This window comes from Streptomyces araujoniae (assembly GCF_050871195.1).
Classification (GTDB): domain Bacteria; phylum Actinomycetota; class Actinomycetes; order Streptomycetales; family Streptomycetaceae; genus Streptomyces; species Streptomyces bacillaris.
This window is the reverse complement of the sequence record NZ_CP194070.1, coordinates 2,515,765-2,531,062: the sequence shown is the minus strand read 5'-3', so window position 1 is coordinate 2,531,062 and position 15,298 is coordinate 2,515,765. Positions and strand designations below refer to the sequence as shown.

Annotated in this window: 9 protein-coding genes; 1 reads left to right on the top strand and 8 read right to left on the bottom strand. The window is 71.1% G+C overall.

Translation table 11 applies throughout. The features are described 5' to 3' along the window. Positions 1-73 precede the first annotated feature (73 nt). From ACQ9ZG_RS10690 to ACQ9ZG_RS10660, 7 genes are all read right to left on the bottom strand, one after another. Entirely contained in the window at positions 74-1,852 is a 1,779-nt protein-coding gene (locus ACQ9ZG_RS10690) for an IucA/IucC family protein (RefSeq protein WP_109914653.1), read from the bottom strand. Continuing rightward, positions 1,849-2,445: a GNAT family N-acetyltransferase gene (locus ACQ9ZG_RS10685; protein ID WP_109914654.1), complete on the bottom strand. Its 597-nt coding sequence runs from the start codon at positions 2,443-2,445 to the stop codon at positions 1,849-1,851. The genes ACQ9ZG_RS10690 and ACQ9ZG_RS10685 overlap by 4 nt, the downstream gene beginning before the upstream one ends. Beyond that, on the bottom strand, positions 2,442-3,719 hold the full coding sequence (locus tag ACQ9ZG_RS10680; protein ID WP_109914655.1) for a lysine N(6)-hydroxylase/L-ornithine N(5)-oxygenase family protein: 1,278 nt from the start codon (positions 3,717-3,719) through the stop codon (positions 2,442-2,444). Before ACQ9ZG_RS10680 ends, ACQ9ZG_RS10685 begins: the two co-directional genes overlap by 4 nt. Further along, positions 3,703-5,151 (bottom strand): pyridoxal phosphate-dependent decarboxylase family protein, encoded by a 1,449-nt coding sequence (locus tag ACQ9ZG_RS10675; protein ID WP_109914656.1) that lies wholly within the window; start codon positions 5,149-5,151, stop codon positions 3,703-3,705. The genes ACQ9ZG_RS10680 and ACQ9ZG_RS10675 overlap by 17 nt, the downstream gene beginning before the upstream one ends. A 315-nt stretch (positions 5,152-5,466) precedes the next feature. Next, a complete protein-coding gene (locus ACQ9ZG_RS10670; RefSeq protein ID WP_109914657.1) occupies positions 5,467-6,330 on the bottom strand; it encodes a siderophore-interacting protein in 864 nt (287 codons plus the stop codon). Between the two features lie 398 nt (positions 6,331-6,728). After that, positions 6,729-8,147 carry an FG-GAP and VCBS repeat-containing protein gene (locus ACQ9ZG_RS10665; protein WP_109914658.1) on the bottom strand — a complete coding sequence of 473 codons (1,419 nt, stop codon included), beginning with the start codon at positions 8,145-8,147 and terminating at the stop codon, positions 6,729-6,731. A 131-nt stretch (positions 8,148-8,278) separates the two neighbouring features. Next, positions 8,279-8,935, bottom strand: coding sequence for a GNAT family N-acetyltransferase (locus tag ACQ9ZG_RS10660; protein WP_028418465.1), 657 nt, complete (start codon positions 8,933-8,935; stop codon positions 8,279-8,281). Positions 8,936-9,325: 390 nt separating this feature from the next. Here ACQ9ZG_RS10660 and ACQ9ZG_RS10655 point away from each other — a divergent pair, with 390 nt between their 5' ends. Beyond that, positions 9,326-13,678: a GH92 family glycosyl hydrolase gene (locus ACQ9ZG_RS10655; RefSeq protein WP_499280369.1), complete on the top strand. Its 4,353-nt coding sequence runs from the start codon at positions 9,326-9,328 to the stop codon at positions 13,676-13,678. Between the two features lie 452 nt (positions 13,679-14,130). On the opposite strand, the gene ACQ9ZG_RS10650 is transcribed toward ACQ9ZG_RS10655, so the two are convergent. After that, complete coding sequence (locus ACQ9ZG_RS10650; RefSeq protein ID WP_109917243.1) at positions 14,131-15,297, bottom strand: acyl-CoA dehydrogenase family protein; 1,167 nt, start codon at positions 15,295-15,297, stop codon at positions 14,131-14,133. Position 15,298 lies beyond the last annotated feature (1 nt).

Genomic DNA, 15,298 nt, shown 5'->3' with positions numbered 1-15,298 from the left:
GGCCTGCGGGGAGGGGCGGGAGGGCGAGCGCCCGGGGCCGTCCCCGGGCGCTCGCCGGCTCGGTGCGGACCGCTCAGTACCCGGCGATCGGGTTCTTCAGCCGTCCCACCAACTGCAGTGCCCCGGCGGGGTCGTTGAGGTCGACCATCTGCTGGTTGTCGCGCAGCTGGAGGCGGTTGAGGCAGGAGAGCGCGAACTCCGGGGCGAACAGGTCGTACTGCTTGAACTTGTCCGCGAGGTACGGCACGGCCTCCTGGTAGTCGCGGACGCACTGTGCGACCGTCCGCCAGAAGGTGTCCTCGTCCAGGATCCCCTCGGTGGCCAGCCCCGCGCCCAGGAAGCGGAAGAAGCAGTCGAAGACGTCGGTGAAGACCGACAGCAGCTTCATGTCCTCGGGGACCTCGGCCCGGATCCGGTCGACCTTCGGCGGCAGCACCGCGTCCGGGTCCATGACCGCGATCTCCTCGGCGATGTCCTTGAAGACCGTCCGGGTGACGGTCCCGTCCTCCACGACCAGGATCACGTTCTCGCCGTGCGGCATGTAGACCAGGTCGTAGGCGTAGAAGCTGTGCAGCACCGGCACCAGATAGGCGTCCAGGTAGTGCCGCAGCCACACCTGCGCGTCGAGCCCCGACTCCTCGATCAGCGCCCCGGCGACCGAGCGGCCCTCGTGGTCGGTGTGGAGCAGGGAGGCCATGGTGGCGACCCGCTCGCCCGGCGCCAGGGCCGGGACGGGGCTCTCGCGCCAGAGCGCGGCCAGCATCTTCCGGTACGGGGAGCCCTTGGCGGTGGCCGCCTCGTACGCCCGGTGGTGGTAGCCGATCGCGGCCCGCTCGCGGATGATCGAGAACCGGGCGCCGGTGAGCAGGGTGTCGCGCTCGATGAGTGCGGCCAGCCAGTCGTTGATGGCGGGCGTGGCCTCCATGTAGGCCGCGGAGAGGCCGCGCATGAAGCCCATGTTCAGGACGGACAGGGCCGTTTTGACGTAGTGCTTGGAGGGGTGGTCGGTGTTGAAGAACGTACGGATCGACTGCTGGGCCAGATAGGCGTCCTCGCCCTCGCCGAGCACCACGAGACGGCGTTCGGCCAGCTCACCGGCGAAGGTGACCGCGAGTTTGTTCCACCACTGCCAGGGGTGGACGGGCAGCAGGAGGTACGCCTCCGGGTCCAGGCCGAGCGCCCCCAGGGTGGCGGCGAACCGCTCCCGGGTCTCCTCGCTCAGCTCGTCCGCGATCAGCGTTTCGTAGTCGAGGCCGGCGCCCACGGTGAAGGTGGCCCGGTCGCGGTGGGCGGCCAGCCACACCAGCCGGACGGGGGAGGCGGCCTCGGGGGCGTACGCGCGGTACTCGTCGACCCCGAAACCGATCCGGCCGTTGTTGGCCACGAAGCAGGGATGGCCCTCGGTCATACCGGTCTCGACGGCCTGGAATCCGGCGGCGACGAGCTGCCGGGAGGTGGCCGGTTCCTTGGTCAGTTTGTAGGCGGTTCCGGCCAGCGTGGAGGAGACCTCCTCCAGATAGACCGGCAGGACATCATCGCTCAGCCCGAGCGCGACCCGCAGCTCGATGAAGAACTCCAGGGCGTCCAGGGGCACTTCGGAACCGTGCCGGTGACGCGTGATCGACTCGGCCTCGATCTGCCAGTGGTCCAGGGCGAAGAGCCGTGCGGTGAAGCGGTACTCCGTCCCCGCGTCGTCGCTCCGCAGGGTGTAGCGGTCCTCGCCGACGGGAACGGGGGTCAGCAGCCGTTCATGGCTGAATTCCGCCAGTGCTTTGCGGACCAGCAGTCGGTTTGCGGTGGCCCAGCGGCCCGGGGAGAGGTGGGCGACGCTGTAGGTGAGCGCGTTCGTCATCGGTCGGTTCCTCCGGTTGCTGCTTCGAACTGCTCGCGGGTGCAGGCGCTGAGCAGCGCGTCCTTCTCCGGTTTGGCGATCTCCCGCAGCACCTCGAAGCCGACGGCCTTGTTGAGGGCCTGCACGGCGCTGTTGGTGACGTCGGGCTCGACGACGACCCGGCGCACCGAGGGGTCGGCGAAGAGGAAATCCATCACGGCGGTGATCACGGCCCGGGTGAAGCCGTGCACCGGGGTGTCGGTCGGCGCGACCAGGAAGTGCATCCCGATGTCGCCGGGCTCCGCCTCGTACAGCCCTTTCAGCTCGACCTCGGTGGGGTCGTACCGCTCGATGAGGAAGGCGGGCTCCCCGTCGTGCAGGCCGATGAACGCGTCGTGGTGCGGGTGGGCGGCGATGTCCCTGTACTCCCGCTCCACGTCCTGGAGTCGGGCCCCGCCCATCAGCCAGAAGGCGGCTTTGGGGTGGGTCACCCAGCCGTGCACCAGCTCGGCGTCGGAGGCGGGGTCCAGCGGGCGGACGGTGAACGTGCCCGGTTTCCCTGGGGTGTTGTCTTCTCCGGGTTCTTTGCCGCTGCTGGTCTCGGGGCGGTTCATATCGCGAACTCCTGGAAGGCGATGGACTTCTCGACCGGGTAGTACTCACGGCCGAGCAGTTCGCCGATGATGTACGCGTTGCGGTAGGCACCCATGCCCAGGTCGGGCGAGGTGATCGAGTGGGTGTGCACCCCGGCGTTCTGCAGGAAGATCCCGCGCCCGGTGGTGTCGATGCTGTAGTTGCGGGCCACGTCGAAGCGGCCCCGGCTGTCGTGGCGCAGCCGGTGCTGGACGGGGGCCAGGAAGGCGGGCGCCTCGTAGCGGTAGCCGGTGGCGAGGATGAGCCCCTCGGTGGTGATCCCGTACTCCTTGCCCTGCTCCTCCTGGCGCAGCCCCAGGCTGTACGCGCCGCCCTCCTCGTCGTAACGCGCGCTGATCAGAGCCGAGTTGGTGAGCAGCCGGGTCGGCACGGGGCCGGGCAGGTTCTTCTGGTAGAGCAGGTCGAAGATCGCGTCGATCAGCTCCCCGTCGATGCCCTTGAACAGCCCCTTCTGCCCGGTCTCCAGCCGGTAGCGGGTCTCCTCGGGCAGCGCGTGGAAGTAGTCGATGTACTCCGGGGAGGTCATCTCCAGCGTGAGTTTGGTGTACTCCAGCGGGAAGAACCGCGGCGAGCGGGTGACCCAGTTGAGCCGGTATCCGTGGGTGTCGATCTCGGAGAGCAGGTCGTAGTAGATCTCCGCGGCGCTCTGCCCGCTGCCGACCAGGGTGATCGACTTCTTCTTCTGGAGTTCGGCTTTCCCCTCCAGATAGCGGGAGTTGTGCAGGAAGTCCCCGCCGAGGCCCTGGCAGGCCTCGGGGACGTACGGCGGGGTTCCGGTGCCGAGGACGAGGTGGCGGGAGCGCAGGATCGTCCCGGCGGCGGTGGTCACGGTGTAGAGCGCCTCGCCCTCGTCGTACGTCACCGCCTCCACGGTCTCGTCGAACCGGATGCTGCCGAGTCCGGCCGCGGCCCAGCGGCAGTAGTCGTTGTACTCGGTCCGCAGCGGGTAGAAGTTCTCCCGGATGTAGAACGAGTAGAGCCTGCCGCGCTCCTTGAGGTAATTGAGGAACGAGTACGGCGAGGTCGGGTCGGCCATGGTGACCAGGTCCGACATGAACGGCGTCTGGAGATGGGCCCCTTCGAGGAACATCCCGGAGTGCCACTCGAAGTCCGGCTTGGACTCCAGGAAGACACCGTTCAGTTCGTCGATCGGCTCGGTGAGACAGGCGAGGCCGAGGTTGAACGGGCCGAGCCCGATCCCGATGAAGTCGTGAGGGTCAGGAAGCGCGGTCAAGGGAGTCTCCCAGGTACTGCTCGGCGTGGCCGGCGATCAGGTCGAGGACCGCGGCGATGTCCTCCGCGGTCGTCTCGGGGTTGAGGAGGGTGAACTTCAGGTACTGGCGGGCGCCGACCTTGGTGCCCGCGACGATCGCCTCACCGGAGGCGAACAGGGCCTTGCGGGCGTGCAGGTTGGCGCGGTCGATCCCGTCCGGGGACGTGATCGGGGACGGGATGTAGCGGAAGACGAGCGTGGAGAGCTGTGGCTGGACCACCACGTCGAAGCGCGGGTCGGCGGCGAGCAGCTTCCACCCCTCGGCGGCCAGGTCGCAGACCTCGTCGAACAGCTCACCGATGCCGTCGGCGCCCATCACGCGCAGCGTCATCCACAGCTTGAGCGCGTCGAACCGGCGGGTCGTCTGGAGGGACTTGTCGACCTGGTTGGGTATCCGCTCCTCGGCCATCCGGCGCGGGTTCAGATACTCCGCGTGGTACGTGGCGTGGCGCAGGGTGGCCCGGTCGCGGACCAGGATCGCCGACGAACTCACGGGCTGGAAGAAGGACTTGTGGTAGTCCACGGTCACCGAGTCCGCCCGCTCGATGCCTTCGAGCAGCCCGCGCCGCTCACGGGAGGCCAGCAGCCCGCAGCCGTACGCCGCGTCCACATGCATCCAGGTGGCGAACCGCTCGCACAGGGCGGCGATCTCGGGCAGCGGGTCGATGGAGCCGAAGTCCGTGGTCCCGGCGGTCGCGACGACGGCCATGGGCACGGCACCCTCGGCCACGCACTGCTCCAGGGCGCGGGCGAGGGCGACGGCCTGCATCCGCTTGTTGCTGTCGACGGGGACGGTGACCACCGCGTCCGGTCCGAGGCCGAGCAGCTTGGCGGACTTCTGGACGCTGAAGTGGCTGCACTCGGAGGTGAAGATCCGCAGCCGGGTGAAGTGCTCGGGCCGGACCTTCGCCTCCTCCCGGGCCAGCAGCAGGGCCTGGAGGTTGGACTGCGAACCGCCGCTGGTGAAGATCCCGTCGGCGGCCGGTCCGAGGCCGATGCGCTCGTTGGTCCAGTCGATCAGCCGGCGCTCGATGAGGGTGCCGCCCGCGCTCTGGTCCCAGGTGTCCAGGGAGGAGTTGACCGCGGAGAGCACGGCCTCGCCGAGCACGGCGGGGATGACGACCGGGCAGTTCAGGTGGCCCAGGTAGCGGGGGTGGTGGAAGTAGACGGCGTCGCGGAGGTAGACCTCGCCCAGCTCGTCGAGGGCGGCGGTGGCGTCGCCCAGCGGCCGGTCGAGGTCGATCGCGTCGAGGACGGGGGAGAGTTCGTCGACACCGACCCCGCTGAAGGGGCGTTCGGTGGCGGCGAGTTTGGCCGCGACCCGTTCCACTCCTGCGGTGACGGTGCGCCGGTAGTGCTCCGCAGTCGTGTTGTTGAGCAGGTGCGAACGCATGAAGGGGTCCTCCCGGGTGAGGGGAACTTCATCGCGTCCCTCCGGGCAGGGGAAGGAACAAAGGGGGACGAGAGACGCGATGTCGAAGTGAGGTTAGCCTAACCTAACTTCGATCACGGCTGGCCTGGCGCCCCCTCGGGTGGGCTGGTTGTCCGCTTGGTGGGTGTTTGGTGAGCGGTATTCCGGTCGACGCCCGGGGTGCTCCGTGCCCGCAGCCGTCGGCGCCCGCCGCCTTCCGCCCCCGGGACCTTCTGCGCCCGCTGGCTTCCGCCCCGGGGCCTTCTGTGCCCGCCGCCTTCCGCGCCCCGGGGGTGGCTACTCCATGGCCCCGGCGCGGGCGATGGTCTCCGCCCGCAACTGCTCCTCGCTGAGCCCGCGCCGCCAGTACCCGACGAAGGTGACCCGCTCGCGGTCGAAGCCGCGCTCCTGGACCAGATGGCGGCGGAGCGCCCGCACCTCGGACGACTCGCCCGCGATCCAGACGTACGGGGTGCCCTCCGGCAGTTCGGCGGCGCGCACGGCCTCCACGGCGGGCAGGGAGCCCTCGCTCCGGACGAGCCAGCTGATCCGGGCCTTGGCGGCCGTGTTGAGGGCCTGCCGGTCCTCCGTCTTCGGCACCTCCAGCCAGACCCGGGCGGGCATTTTGGCGGGCAGCCACTCCAGGGCGGCGGACGCGGCGGGCAGGGCCGTCTCGTCGGCCCAGATCAGCACCCAGTCGGTGTCCTCCGGCGGCCGGAAGCGGACGGAGGTGTTGTCCTCGACGGCCGGCCCCAGGACCTTGAGCCGGTCACCCGCCGCCGCCATCAGCGCCCAGCGGGAGGCGGGCCCGCCGTCGCCGTGGAGCGCGAAGTCGATGTCCACCTCGGTGGAGCCGTCGGCCCTCACGCGCTGGGCCCGCACGGTGTACGAGCGCATCACCGCCCGTACGTCCTCGGGCAGCGCCCGCCACTTCGGGTACCAGGCGCCGTCCTCGCCCTCCGGCACCACGGCCTCGCCCTGCCCCGGGTGCGGCAGGAAGATCGACAGGCTCTGGTCCCGCCCCCCGGCCCTGAACCCCGCCACCCCGGGCCCGCCCAGGGTGACCCGGAGCATGGAGGGGCCGAGCCGCCTGACCCGCAGGACGGTCAGGTCGAAGAACCGGAACGGGGCGACATGGGGAACGGCGGCAGTCGTCGTCAACGAGGGCTCCTCCGGAACGGGCAGGAGCGGCGGGCGGACGGGCCCGGCTCCGGCGAGGGCAGTCCGAAGGAAGGTTAGCCTAACCTTGCTAGGCGGTCACGGTGTCGCGCGGGTTCCCGCGCCGGGTGTCGGGGCCCGGTGCCGCGCGGGAGGGGCCGCCATGGCTCCCACCCGCGGCTGTTGGTGCCCTACGGAGGTGGGGGCGGAGCCTGCACGGGAGATCGGCCCGGACTCCGTACGAGGGCCGGCCGGGACGGCGTACGGCCATGGTCGGGAGATTCCCCGCGTACACCGAGGGGATCGTGGCCGGGGAGCCCACGGCCTACGCCGGAGGGGGCGAGTGCCCGTGGCGCCCGCCCCCTCCTCCTCACCGGCCGGAGCACGCCCGGCCGCACGCCCTACTCCGGCAGGCCGGGGCCGGCCTGCTTCAGGACGGACGAGCCGGTCCCCGTCACCCCGCCCTTGGCCCCCGGCAGGATGCGGACCGTGTTCTCGCCGGGCACGGAGACGGCCAGATCGGCGCGGCCGTCCCGGTTCAGGTCCCGCAGCCGGACGTCGTAACCGAGGCTGTCGTACGCCGCGATGTCCCCGGCCACCCCGGGGAGCGCCTTGCTGATCTCGGTCGAGCGCGACCCGGTCAGCCCGCCCTTCCCGCCGAGGAAGAGGTGGGCCCCGCCGGAATCGGTCCGGGTGCCGATCTTCTCGGTCGGTACGCCGACGGCGAGGTCCGCGTACCCGTCGCCGTTCGCGTCCCCCGCGGCCACCGACGCGCCGAACGCGTCACCCCGCTCCGCGACGCCCGGCACGCCGGCCGTGTCCTGGGTGAACGTGGCGCTCTTGCTGCCCGGGCCGGAGGAGGTGCCGTACCAGACGACGACCGCGCCCCGCCCGTCGCTCGCGTGCGGGTTGCCGATGGCGATGTCCCCGTACGTGTTCCGGTCGAAGTCACCGATGGCCGCGTCCAGCCCCTGCCGGGCCTTCTTGCCGTCGATCACCTTGACCGGGCCGGAGGTCAGCCCGCCGGCCGCGCCCTTGAGGAACCAGGCCTCCGTGCGGAACGCGCTGCCGACGCCGCGCACCCCGAGGACGACCAGGTCGGTCTTCGCGTCGCCGGTGACCTTGCCGGCCGCGATGGTGTCGCTGTGCCAGCCCTGGCCCACCCGGTCGTACTTGCTGATCTTGCCCAGGCCGCCGGCCTTGGCGAAGCCGCCCCGGTAGAGATAGACGTCACCGTCGTTCACCACCGCGATGTCGGGGCGCCCGTCGCCGTTGAAGTCCCCGGTGGCGATGTCGCTGCCGAAGCCGCCGTACGCGCCACCGCCCTTGCGTGGCAGGGACGTTCCGCCGCTGAGCCCCTTGGCGGAACCCCAGACGATGGTGACCGAGCCGACCGGGGTGGGGCCGACCTCCTCGCTCGGGTTGCCGACGACGAGGTCCGCGTACCCGTCCCGGTTCAGATCGGCGCTGTCCAGCACCGCCCCGAACTGGTCGTTCTGCTCCCCGACTCCGGGGATCCCGGCCGTGTCCTGGTGGATGACCTGCCTCTTCGAGGTCAGCCCCTTGGGGCCGCCGTAGGTGATGAGGACGGCGCCACCGGTGATGGAGCCCAGACCGTCGTGCGCGTACCCGACGGCCAGATCCCGGTAGCCGTCCCCGTTGAAGTCGTCGGTGTGCTTGGCGGGGGCGGCCGACGCGGGCGCGGCGGCCAGCAGCGGCACCGGTCCGGCGGCGAGCGCCACCCCCAGGGCGATCGACGTCGTACGGAGACGGAACCGGCGCGCACGGGCGGGGCGGGAGGGTCTGAGGTACTGGTTCATGAAGGGCTGCTGCTCCTGGGGCTCAGAGCCGTGCCCGGGCGGGGGCAGGGCTGCCGACGACAGACACAAGACCGTCTTCGGGGTCGAAAGGTTGTACGTGCGGCGAGGCCTGGCCCACCCCGTCCGGGCGGCTACACCCCGAAGTCGGAGCGGCAGGCGTCGAGACCCTCCACGGTGACGTCCACCGTGCGGTGCTCCTCCCATCCGGCCCGGTCCAGCCGCAGCCGCTGCAAGGTGGCGGCCTCCCCGCGGATCACCTGGATCTGGAGGCCGTCGGGCCGGTAGCCGAGCCGCCGCGAGACCCCGAGCGAACCGGCGTTGTCCGTCCGGGCGTCGGAGACGGCGTACCGGGCGCCGAGCCCCTCGAAGGCCAGGTGCAGGGCGGCGGCCCGCATCTCCGTGCCGATGCCCCGCCTCTGGTGGGGGAGGCCGAGCCACGACCCCGTCAGCACCTCGCGCCGCACGCCGAACTCCCGGCCCATCACGTCCTGCCGCCCCACGACCTCGCCCTCGTGGAGAACGGCCAGGGAGAGCGTCCAGTCCTGGGCCGTCCACCCGGCGACGGTGCCCAGCACATGCTGGTAGGTCGCCCGGCCGACCTCGTCCGGCTCGCCGTCCGTCCACGGCACGAGGAACGGCATCCGGTCCGGGGCATGCACCCCGCCGGCGGCGACCGACGCCAGCTCGTCGAGCAACTCTCCCTCGGGCAGCCGCAGTTCGAGGCGGGGCGTGCGGATCCGGAGGGCCCGGAGGGGCCAGTGGCGGTGACTCGGGGAAGGGTGGCTCATGCAGGGACTTTGCCGGACGGGAGGCCGGCCTGTCGAACGGAATTCGGGGCGGGGGCCGGCCTGCTGCGGGGCCGCAGCCGCAGCCGCAGCCGCAGCCGGATCCGGAGCCGAGGCCGGGAGCCCGACCCCGGCGTGAACGCCACGCCGGGCAGGCCGAGGAGGGGGAGGCCGCTACCACGTCCGCGTGACGTGTTCGGGACGGGAGTGTTGGTCAGGTCTTCCCATGGCGGCCCGCTACCGGAAAACTGTGCCGGGCACGGTGGTGCCCGCGCCCGGACGGGGGATAGACAACGTTGTCATACGTGCCTGCCCGCCTACCTCCGCTCTCCCCGGGCCCGGGGCACCACGCCCCACCTCCGCCCTCCGTCCGCCTTCCCGAGAGGACCGCACATGCGGGAACCCGCCGCCACCACCGGACCCCCGAACCCCCGGCGCAGACACGCCAGGTGGCGCTCGGTGGCCGTGGCCGCGCTCACGTCCGGCGCGCTGCTCGCCGGTCCGGCCCCGGCCACGGCGACCGCCACCGCCGGCGCGTCGGCCGTCACGCCCCGCGCCTCCACGATCAGCGCGTACGACGCCGTCGACCCGTTCATCGGCACGGAGCTGGACCCGACGCAGAACAAGGGCAACAGCGCGTACGGCAACACCTGGCCGGGCGCCACGACCCCGTTCGGCATGGTCCAGTCGAGCCCGACGACGTACCGCTCCTCGGACGGTGACCGGAAGGGCGGCTACGAGTACAGCGCGGACAAGCTCCGGGGCTTCGGGATGACCCGGCTCTCCGGCACCGGCTGCGAGGGCCGGTTCAGCGCCTTCGACTTCCCGGTCCTGCCCTACACCGGCAGGCTCGACGGGGGTGCGCTGCCGACCAGCCCCGGCGCGGGGATCGAGCCGTACTACCTGGACTTCGACCACCGCGACGAGACGGCCGCCCCCGGCCACTACACGGTCGGCCTCGGCAACGGAGTCGAGACCGGGCTGACGGCGACCACCCGAACCGCCGTCAACCGGTACGAGTTTCCGGCCCGCAAGGACTCCGCCACGCTGATCCTGGACGTGGCGGGCTCCAACAACCGGGTCTTCGACAGCGAGGTGAAGGTCGAGGGCCGTACGGTCAGCGGCTGGGTCGAGACGGCGTCGGTCTGCGACGAGGGCGGCCGCTACCGGGCCTACTTCTCCTCGACCTTCGACCGCGCCTTCACCTCGTACGGCACCTGGCAGGGCGGCGAGGTCACCCCGGGCGCGGCGAGCGCGCGCGGCGGTGCGGCCCAGCACGGCTCGGGGGCGTACCTCGTCTTCCCGAAGGGCGCGACGGTCACCGCGCGGACCGGGCTGAGCTATGTGAGTGTGGCGAACGCGGCCCGCAACGCGGAGGAGGAGACCGGCGGCCGCACCTTCGACCAGGTGCGGAAGGCGACCGCGCGGACGTGGAAGGACGCCCTGTCCACGGTGAAGGTGACCGGCGGGACCAAGTCGGAGCGGGTGAAGTTCTTCACGGCGCTCTACCACTCCCTCCTCCACCCCAACGTCTCCGACGACGTGAACGGCCAGTACCCGGGCCACGACGGCAAGATCCGCAAGGTGGCGCCCGGCCGGCACCACTACGTGACGTACGCGGGCTGGGACATGTACCGGGGCCAGGCCCAGCTCGTCGCGCTGCTCTTCCCGAAGGTCGGGGACGACATCAACCAGTCGCTGGTGGACCTGGTGAAGCAGACGGGCGCCTGGCCCAACTGGCCGCATCTGAACCAGTCGCAGCAGAAGATGAGCGGCGACTCGCTCCAGGTGGTCCTGTCGTCGATCGACGCGTTCGGCAGTGTGGACTACGACCGCAAGGCGGCGCTGGCGTCGATGCGGAAGACGCAGCAACTGCCCGCCGGCACGACGAAGCGGGCGCACGCGCAGCAGTACTTCAGCGCCGGTTTCATCGACAACGGCAAGGGCGACTCGGCAACGTCGAAGACCCTTGAGTACGCGATCGACGACTTCGCCATCGCCCAACTGGCGGGCAGGCTGGGCGAGAAGGCGACCCACGACCAGTTCATGGTGCGGGCGCAGAACTGGCAGAACCTGCTTGACCCCGAGACGCAGCGCATCCGCCCGCGCGGCCGCAACGGCTTCGACCGCTCCTTCAACCTCGGTGAGCGGGGCAACCAGTTCGAGCAGGCGACGGGATACCAGTACGGCTGGATGGTCCCGCAGAACCTCGGCACGCTGATCGAGAAGCGGGGCGGCGCCGAGCAGGTGACGCGGGACCTCGACGAGCACACCAGGTCCCTGGACGCGGGCGTCTACAACACCACGGGCGCCTACCTCTCCAACCAGCCGAGCTTCTCGATGCCGTACGTCTACAACTGGCTGGGCCGGCCCGACCGTACGTCGGAGGTGCTGCGCCGGGCCACGGACGAGATGTACGACACGACGCCGTCGGGCCTGCCGGGCAACGACGACCTGGGCTCGCTGAGCGCCTGGTACGTGTGGGCGAACCTCGGGATGAACCCGATGGTGTACGGCACGGCGAACCTGGTGCTCAGCTCACCGATGTTCGACCGGATCGTGATCGACAGCGCGGGGAGCGACCGCCGGATCACGGTCAGGGCGGAGGGCGCGGCGGCGGACCGGCCCTATGTGACGGCCCTGAAGGTCAACGGGGCCCAGCGTACGCAGTCCTGGCTGTCCGAGGACTTCGCCCGGGCGGGCGGCGTGCTGACGTACACGATGGGCGCTACCCCGGGTACCTGGGGCACCGGCCCGGCCGATGTACCCCCCTCGTACACCGACGGCTCCGACGCCCGCAACAACACCGGCTCGACGCCGGACGGCCGGGGCGGGCTGGGCTCGCTCGACCTCAGCGACAACTCCCTCTCCCGCGAGAAGCTGGCGGCGGCGGGCGCGGCACCGGGCGCGAAGCTGCCGCTCGGTGACACGGGTGTGACCTTCACCTGGCCGAAGGCGAAGCAGGGACAGCCGGACAACTGGATCCCGCACGGCCAGCGGGTGAACCTGACCGGCGGGAACGGCAGGGGGACCAAGGCGACGGGCATCTCCTTCCTGGGCCTGGCGACGAACGGCCCGTCACAGGGCATGGCGAGGGTCGAGTACGAGGACGGCTCGACGCAGAACGTGGCGGTGCAGTTCACGGACTGGACGCCCGGCACCAACTACCTCTACGGAAACGTCCCGTTGGTGGTCACCGAGGGCCGCAACAAGGTGAACGGCACGTCGGACACGACCCGTACGGTGGTCTTCGGCACGGTCCCGCAGGTGCTGGACGCGAAGAAGCGCGTACGGTCGGTGGTCCTGCCGCAGGGCACGGACCGCGGCATCATGCACATCTTCGACGTGGCCCTGACGGTGAACCCGGACCTGGAGGCGCCGGGCGTGGCCCCGGAGCGCATCGTCCTCACCCCGACGGCGACCCCCGCCACCTCCCAGGCGGTGACGTGGCGGACGGGCAGCGGGACGACGAGCGGCGAGGTGCGGTACCGCGAGGCGGGCTCCGACGCCGCCTGGCGCAAGGCGGAGGCGGTGACGAACGAGGAGCTGCTGAGCAGCGGGGTCCCGACGCGGACGCACTCGGCGGTGATGGAGGGCCTGAAGCCGGGGACGCGGTACGAGTACCGCGTGGGCACGGGCGACAGGCTGAGCGAGCAGCACGCCTTCACCTCGGCCGGCCGCCCGGGCGAGGAGTTCACGTTCCTCTACTTCGGTGACGCCCAGAACGACCTGAAGGCGAAGTGGGCCCCGGTCGTCGACCTGGCCTACCAGCGCTTCCCGAAGGCGGTCGGCAGCGTCAACGCGGGCGACCTGGTGGACTCGGGCGGCAACGCGGGCCAGTGGGACGAGTGGTTCGGCGCGATGAACGGCCGCAGCCAGACGACGAACGTGATCGCGGCGCCGGGCAACCACGAGTACAACGCGGACCTGTTCCTGAAGACGTGGAAGTCGACGTTCGAGTACCCCGCCAACGGCCCGACGCCCGTCCCCGCGAAGGACGAGACCCCGGCGGAACGCCAACGGGCCGCCTATGAGGCCCACATGGCGAAGTCCCTGACGGAGACGGCGTACTACACGGACTACCAGGGAGTCCGCTTCATCACCCTCAACGCGAGCACGCACGACGCCCGCGAGCTGATGACGCCGCCCAACCTCCCTGCCTGCACGGAGGGTTGCCCGGACCCCCAGAAGCTCTGGCTGGACCTCCAGGCCCGCTGGCTGGACCACATCCTGGCGGACAACCCCAACAAGTGGTCGGTGGCCACCTTCCACCAGCCGGTCTTCTCGGCGGCGGTGGGCCGCGACGAGAAGCCCGTCCGGGACGCCTGGCTCCCGGTCTTCCAGCGCAACGACATCGACCTGGTCCTGATGGGCCACGACCACGTCTACGCCCGCGGCTACGTCGACGCGGACGCGACGGACACCCCGGGCGTGACGACGGGCCCGGTCTACGCGGTGGCGATGTCCGGCCCGAAGTACTACGAACTCTCCCCGGCCGACGACAACGTCTGGACCCGCAACGGCGCCACGCAGGTGGCCCGCGCGGCCCACACGTCGACGTTCCAGGGCATCACGGTCACCAAGGACACGATCCGCTACGAGTCCGTGGTGGCGGCCAAGTGGGACGACCGCTCGACGACGGACAAGGCGGTGGGCGAGGTCCTGGACGCGTTCACGATCACGAAGAGCGACGCGGGGGTGAAGTACGTGACGGAGGACGGCGTGAGGGTGCCGGGGGGTCGGTAGGGGACGGTTCCGGGGTCCGTGGCGCCGCCTCCCTGACCGCCCCGGGCCCCGGGCCACCGGCCGGTGGCCCGGGGCTGCCACCCGCCCCGGGCCACCACGCGCTCCGGGGCGTTCAGGAGCCCGTCCCGGCCGGGCCCGGCATCACGTGCGGCCGCGTCCTCGCCCTGGTCACCGAGCGCGCCGACGCGGAACCGGCGGTACCAGCCGCCCTACCGCTCCTGTTCATCCCCCCGCCGGTGATCGAGGTCATGCGTACTCCTCGGTGCAGGGGAGGGACGGGGCGCTGCCCGGGGCGCTACGTGATCGGCCGAGCGGTGGCCCCGCCCCCGACCACCGGGCGCGGTGGAAGATGACCGCCCCTGCCGCCCTGGAGCGTTCCAAGGCGGCAGAGGCGGTCATGTCGGCACAGCAGACAGCAGACAGCGGACAGCAACCAGCAGACAGCAGCAGGCTCAGCCCGGCAGTCCCAGCTCCCGGGCGATCAGCATCCGCTGGACCTCCGACGTGCCCTCGCCGATCTCCAGGATCTTCGAGTCGCGCCACATCCGGGCCACTGGGTACTCGTTCATGAAGCCGTAGCCGCCGTGGATCTGCGTGGCGTCGCGGGCGTTGTCCACCGCGACCGTGGAGGAGTACAGCTTGGCGATCGCCGCCTCCTTCTTGAACGGTTCGCCCGCCACCAGGCGGGAGGCCGCGTCGCGCCAGCCGATGCGGGACATGTGGGCGCGCATCTCCATGTCGGCGATCTTGAACTGGATGGCCTGGTTGGCGCCGATCGGCTTGCCGAAGGCGTGGCGTTCGGCGGCGTACTTCACGGACTCGTCCACGCAGCCCTGCGCCAGGCCCGTGGCGAGGGCGGAGATGGCGATGCGGCCCTCGTCCAGGATGCGCAGGAACTGGGCGTAGCCCCGGCCCTCCTCGCCCAGGAGGTTGGCGGCGGGGACGCGGACGTCGGCGAAGGACAGTTCGCGGGTGTCCGAGGCGTTCCAGCCGACCTTGGAGTAGGGGGCCGCGACCGTGAAGCCGGGGGTGCCGGAGGGGACGATGATCGCGGAGATCTTCGGGCGGCCGTCCTCCTTGCGGCCCGTCACGGCCGTGACCGTGACCAACTCGGTGATGTCCGTGCCCGAGTTGGTGATGAAGCACTTCGATCCGTTGATCACCCACTCGTCCGTCGCCTCGTCCAACACCGCCGTCGTCCGCGTGCCGCCCGCGTCCGAGCCGCCGTCCGGCTCGGTGAGGCCGAAGGCGCCCAGCGCCTCGCCCGCGCACAGCTTCGGCAGCCACCGGCGCTTCTGCTCCTCCGTGCCGAAGAGGTGCAGCGGCATCGCACCCAGGGAGACCCCGGCCTCCAGGGTGATCGCCACCGAGGAGTCGACCCGGGCCAGCTCCTCCAGGGCGATCCCGAGCGCGAGGTAGTCGCCGCCCATGCCGCCGTACTCCTCCGGGAACGGCAGCCCGAACAGGCCCATCCGCCCCATCTCGCGCACGATCTCGTACGGGAATTCATGGCGCTCGTAGAAGTCGCCGATCTTCGGCGCGACCACGTCGTGCGCGAACTCCTCGACCGTGCGGCGCAGTTCCTCGTGCTCGGCGGTCAGCCGGTGGTCCAGGGGCATG

What these genes read in the sequence shown, in the direction of transcription:
- ACQ9ZG_RS10660 (WP_028418465.1), bottom strand. Translation starts at nt 8,935, where the DNA reads ATGAGCCACCCTTCCCCGAGTCACCGCCACTGGCCCCTCCGGGCCCTC.
- ACQ9ZG_RS10675 (WP_109914656.1), bottom strand. Translation starts at nt 5,151, where the DNA reads ATGCGTTCGCACCTGCTCAACAACACGACTGCGGAGCACTACCGGCGC.
- ACQ9ZG_RS10655 (WP_499280369.1), top strand. Translation starts at nt 9,326, where the DNA reads ATGCGGGAACCCGCCGCCACCACCGGACCCCCGAACCCCCGGCGCAGA.
- ACQ9ZG_RS10685 (WP_109914654.1), bottom strand. Translation starts at nt 2,445, where the DNA reads ATGAACCGCCCCGAGACCAGCAGCGGCAAAGAACCCGGAGAAGACAAC.
- ACQ9ZG_RS10690 (WP_109914653.1), bottom strand. Translation starts at nt 1,852, where the DNA reads ATGACGAACGCGCTCACCTACAGCGTCGCCCACCTCTCCCCGGGCCGC.
- ACQ9ZG_RS10665 (WP_109914658.1), bottom strand. Translation starts at nt 8,147, where the DNA reads ATGAACCAGTACCTCAGACCCTCCCGCCCCGCCCGTGCGCGCCGGTTC.
- ACQ9ZG_RS10650 (WP_109917243.1), bottom strand. Translation starts at nt 15,297, where the DNA reads ATGCCCCTGGACCACCGGCTGACCGCCGAGCACGAGGAACTGCGCCGC.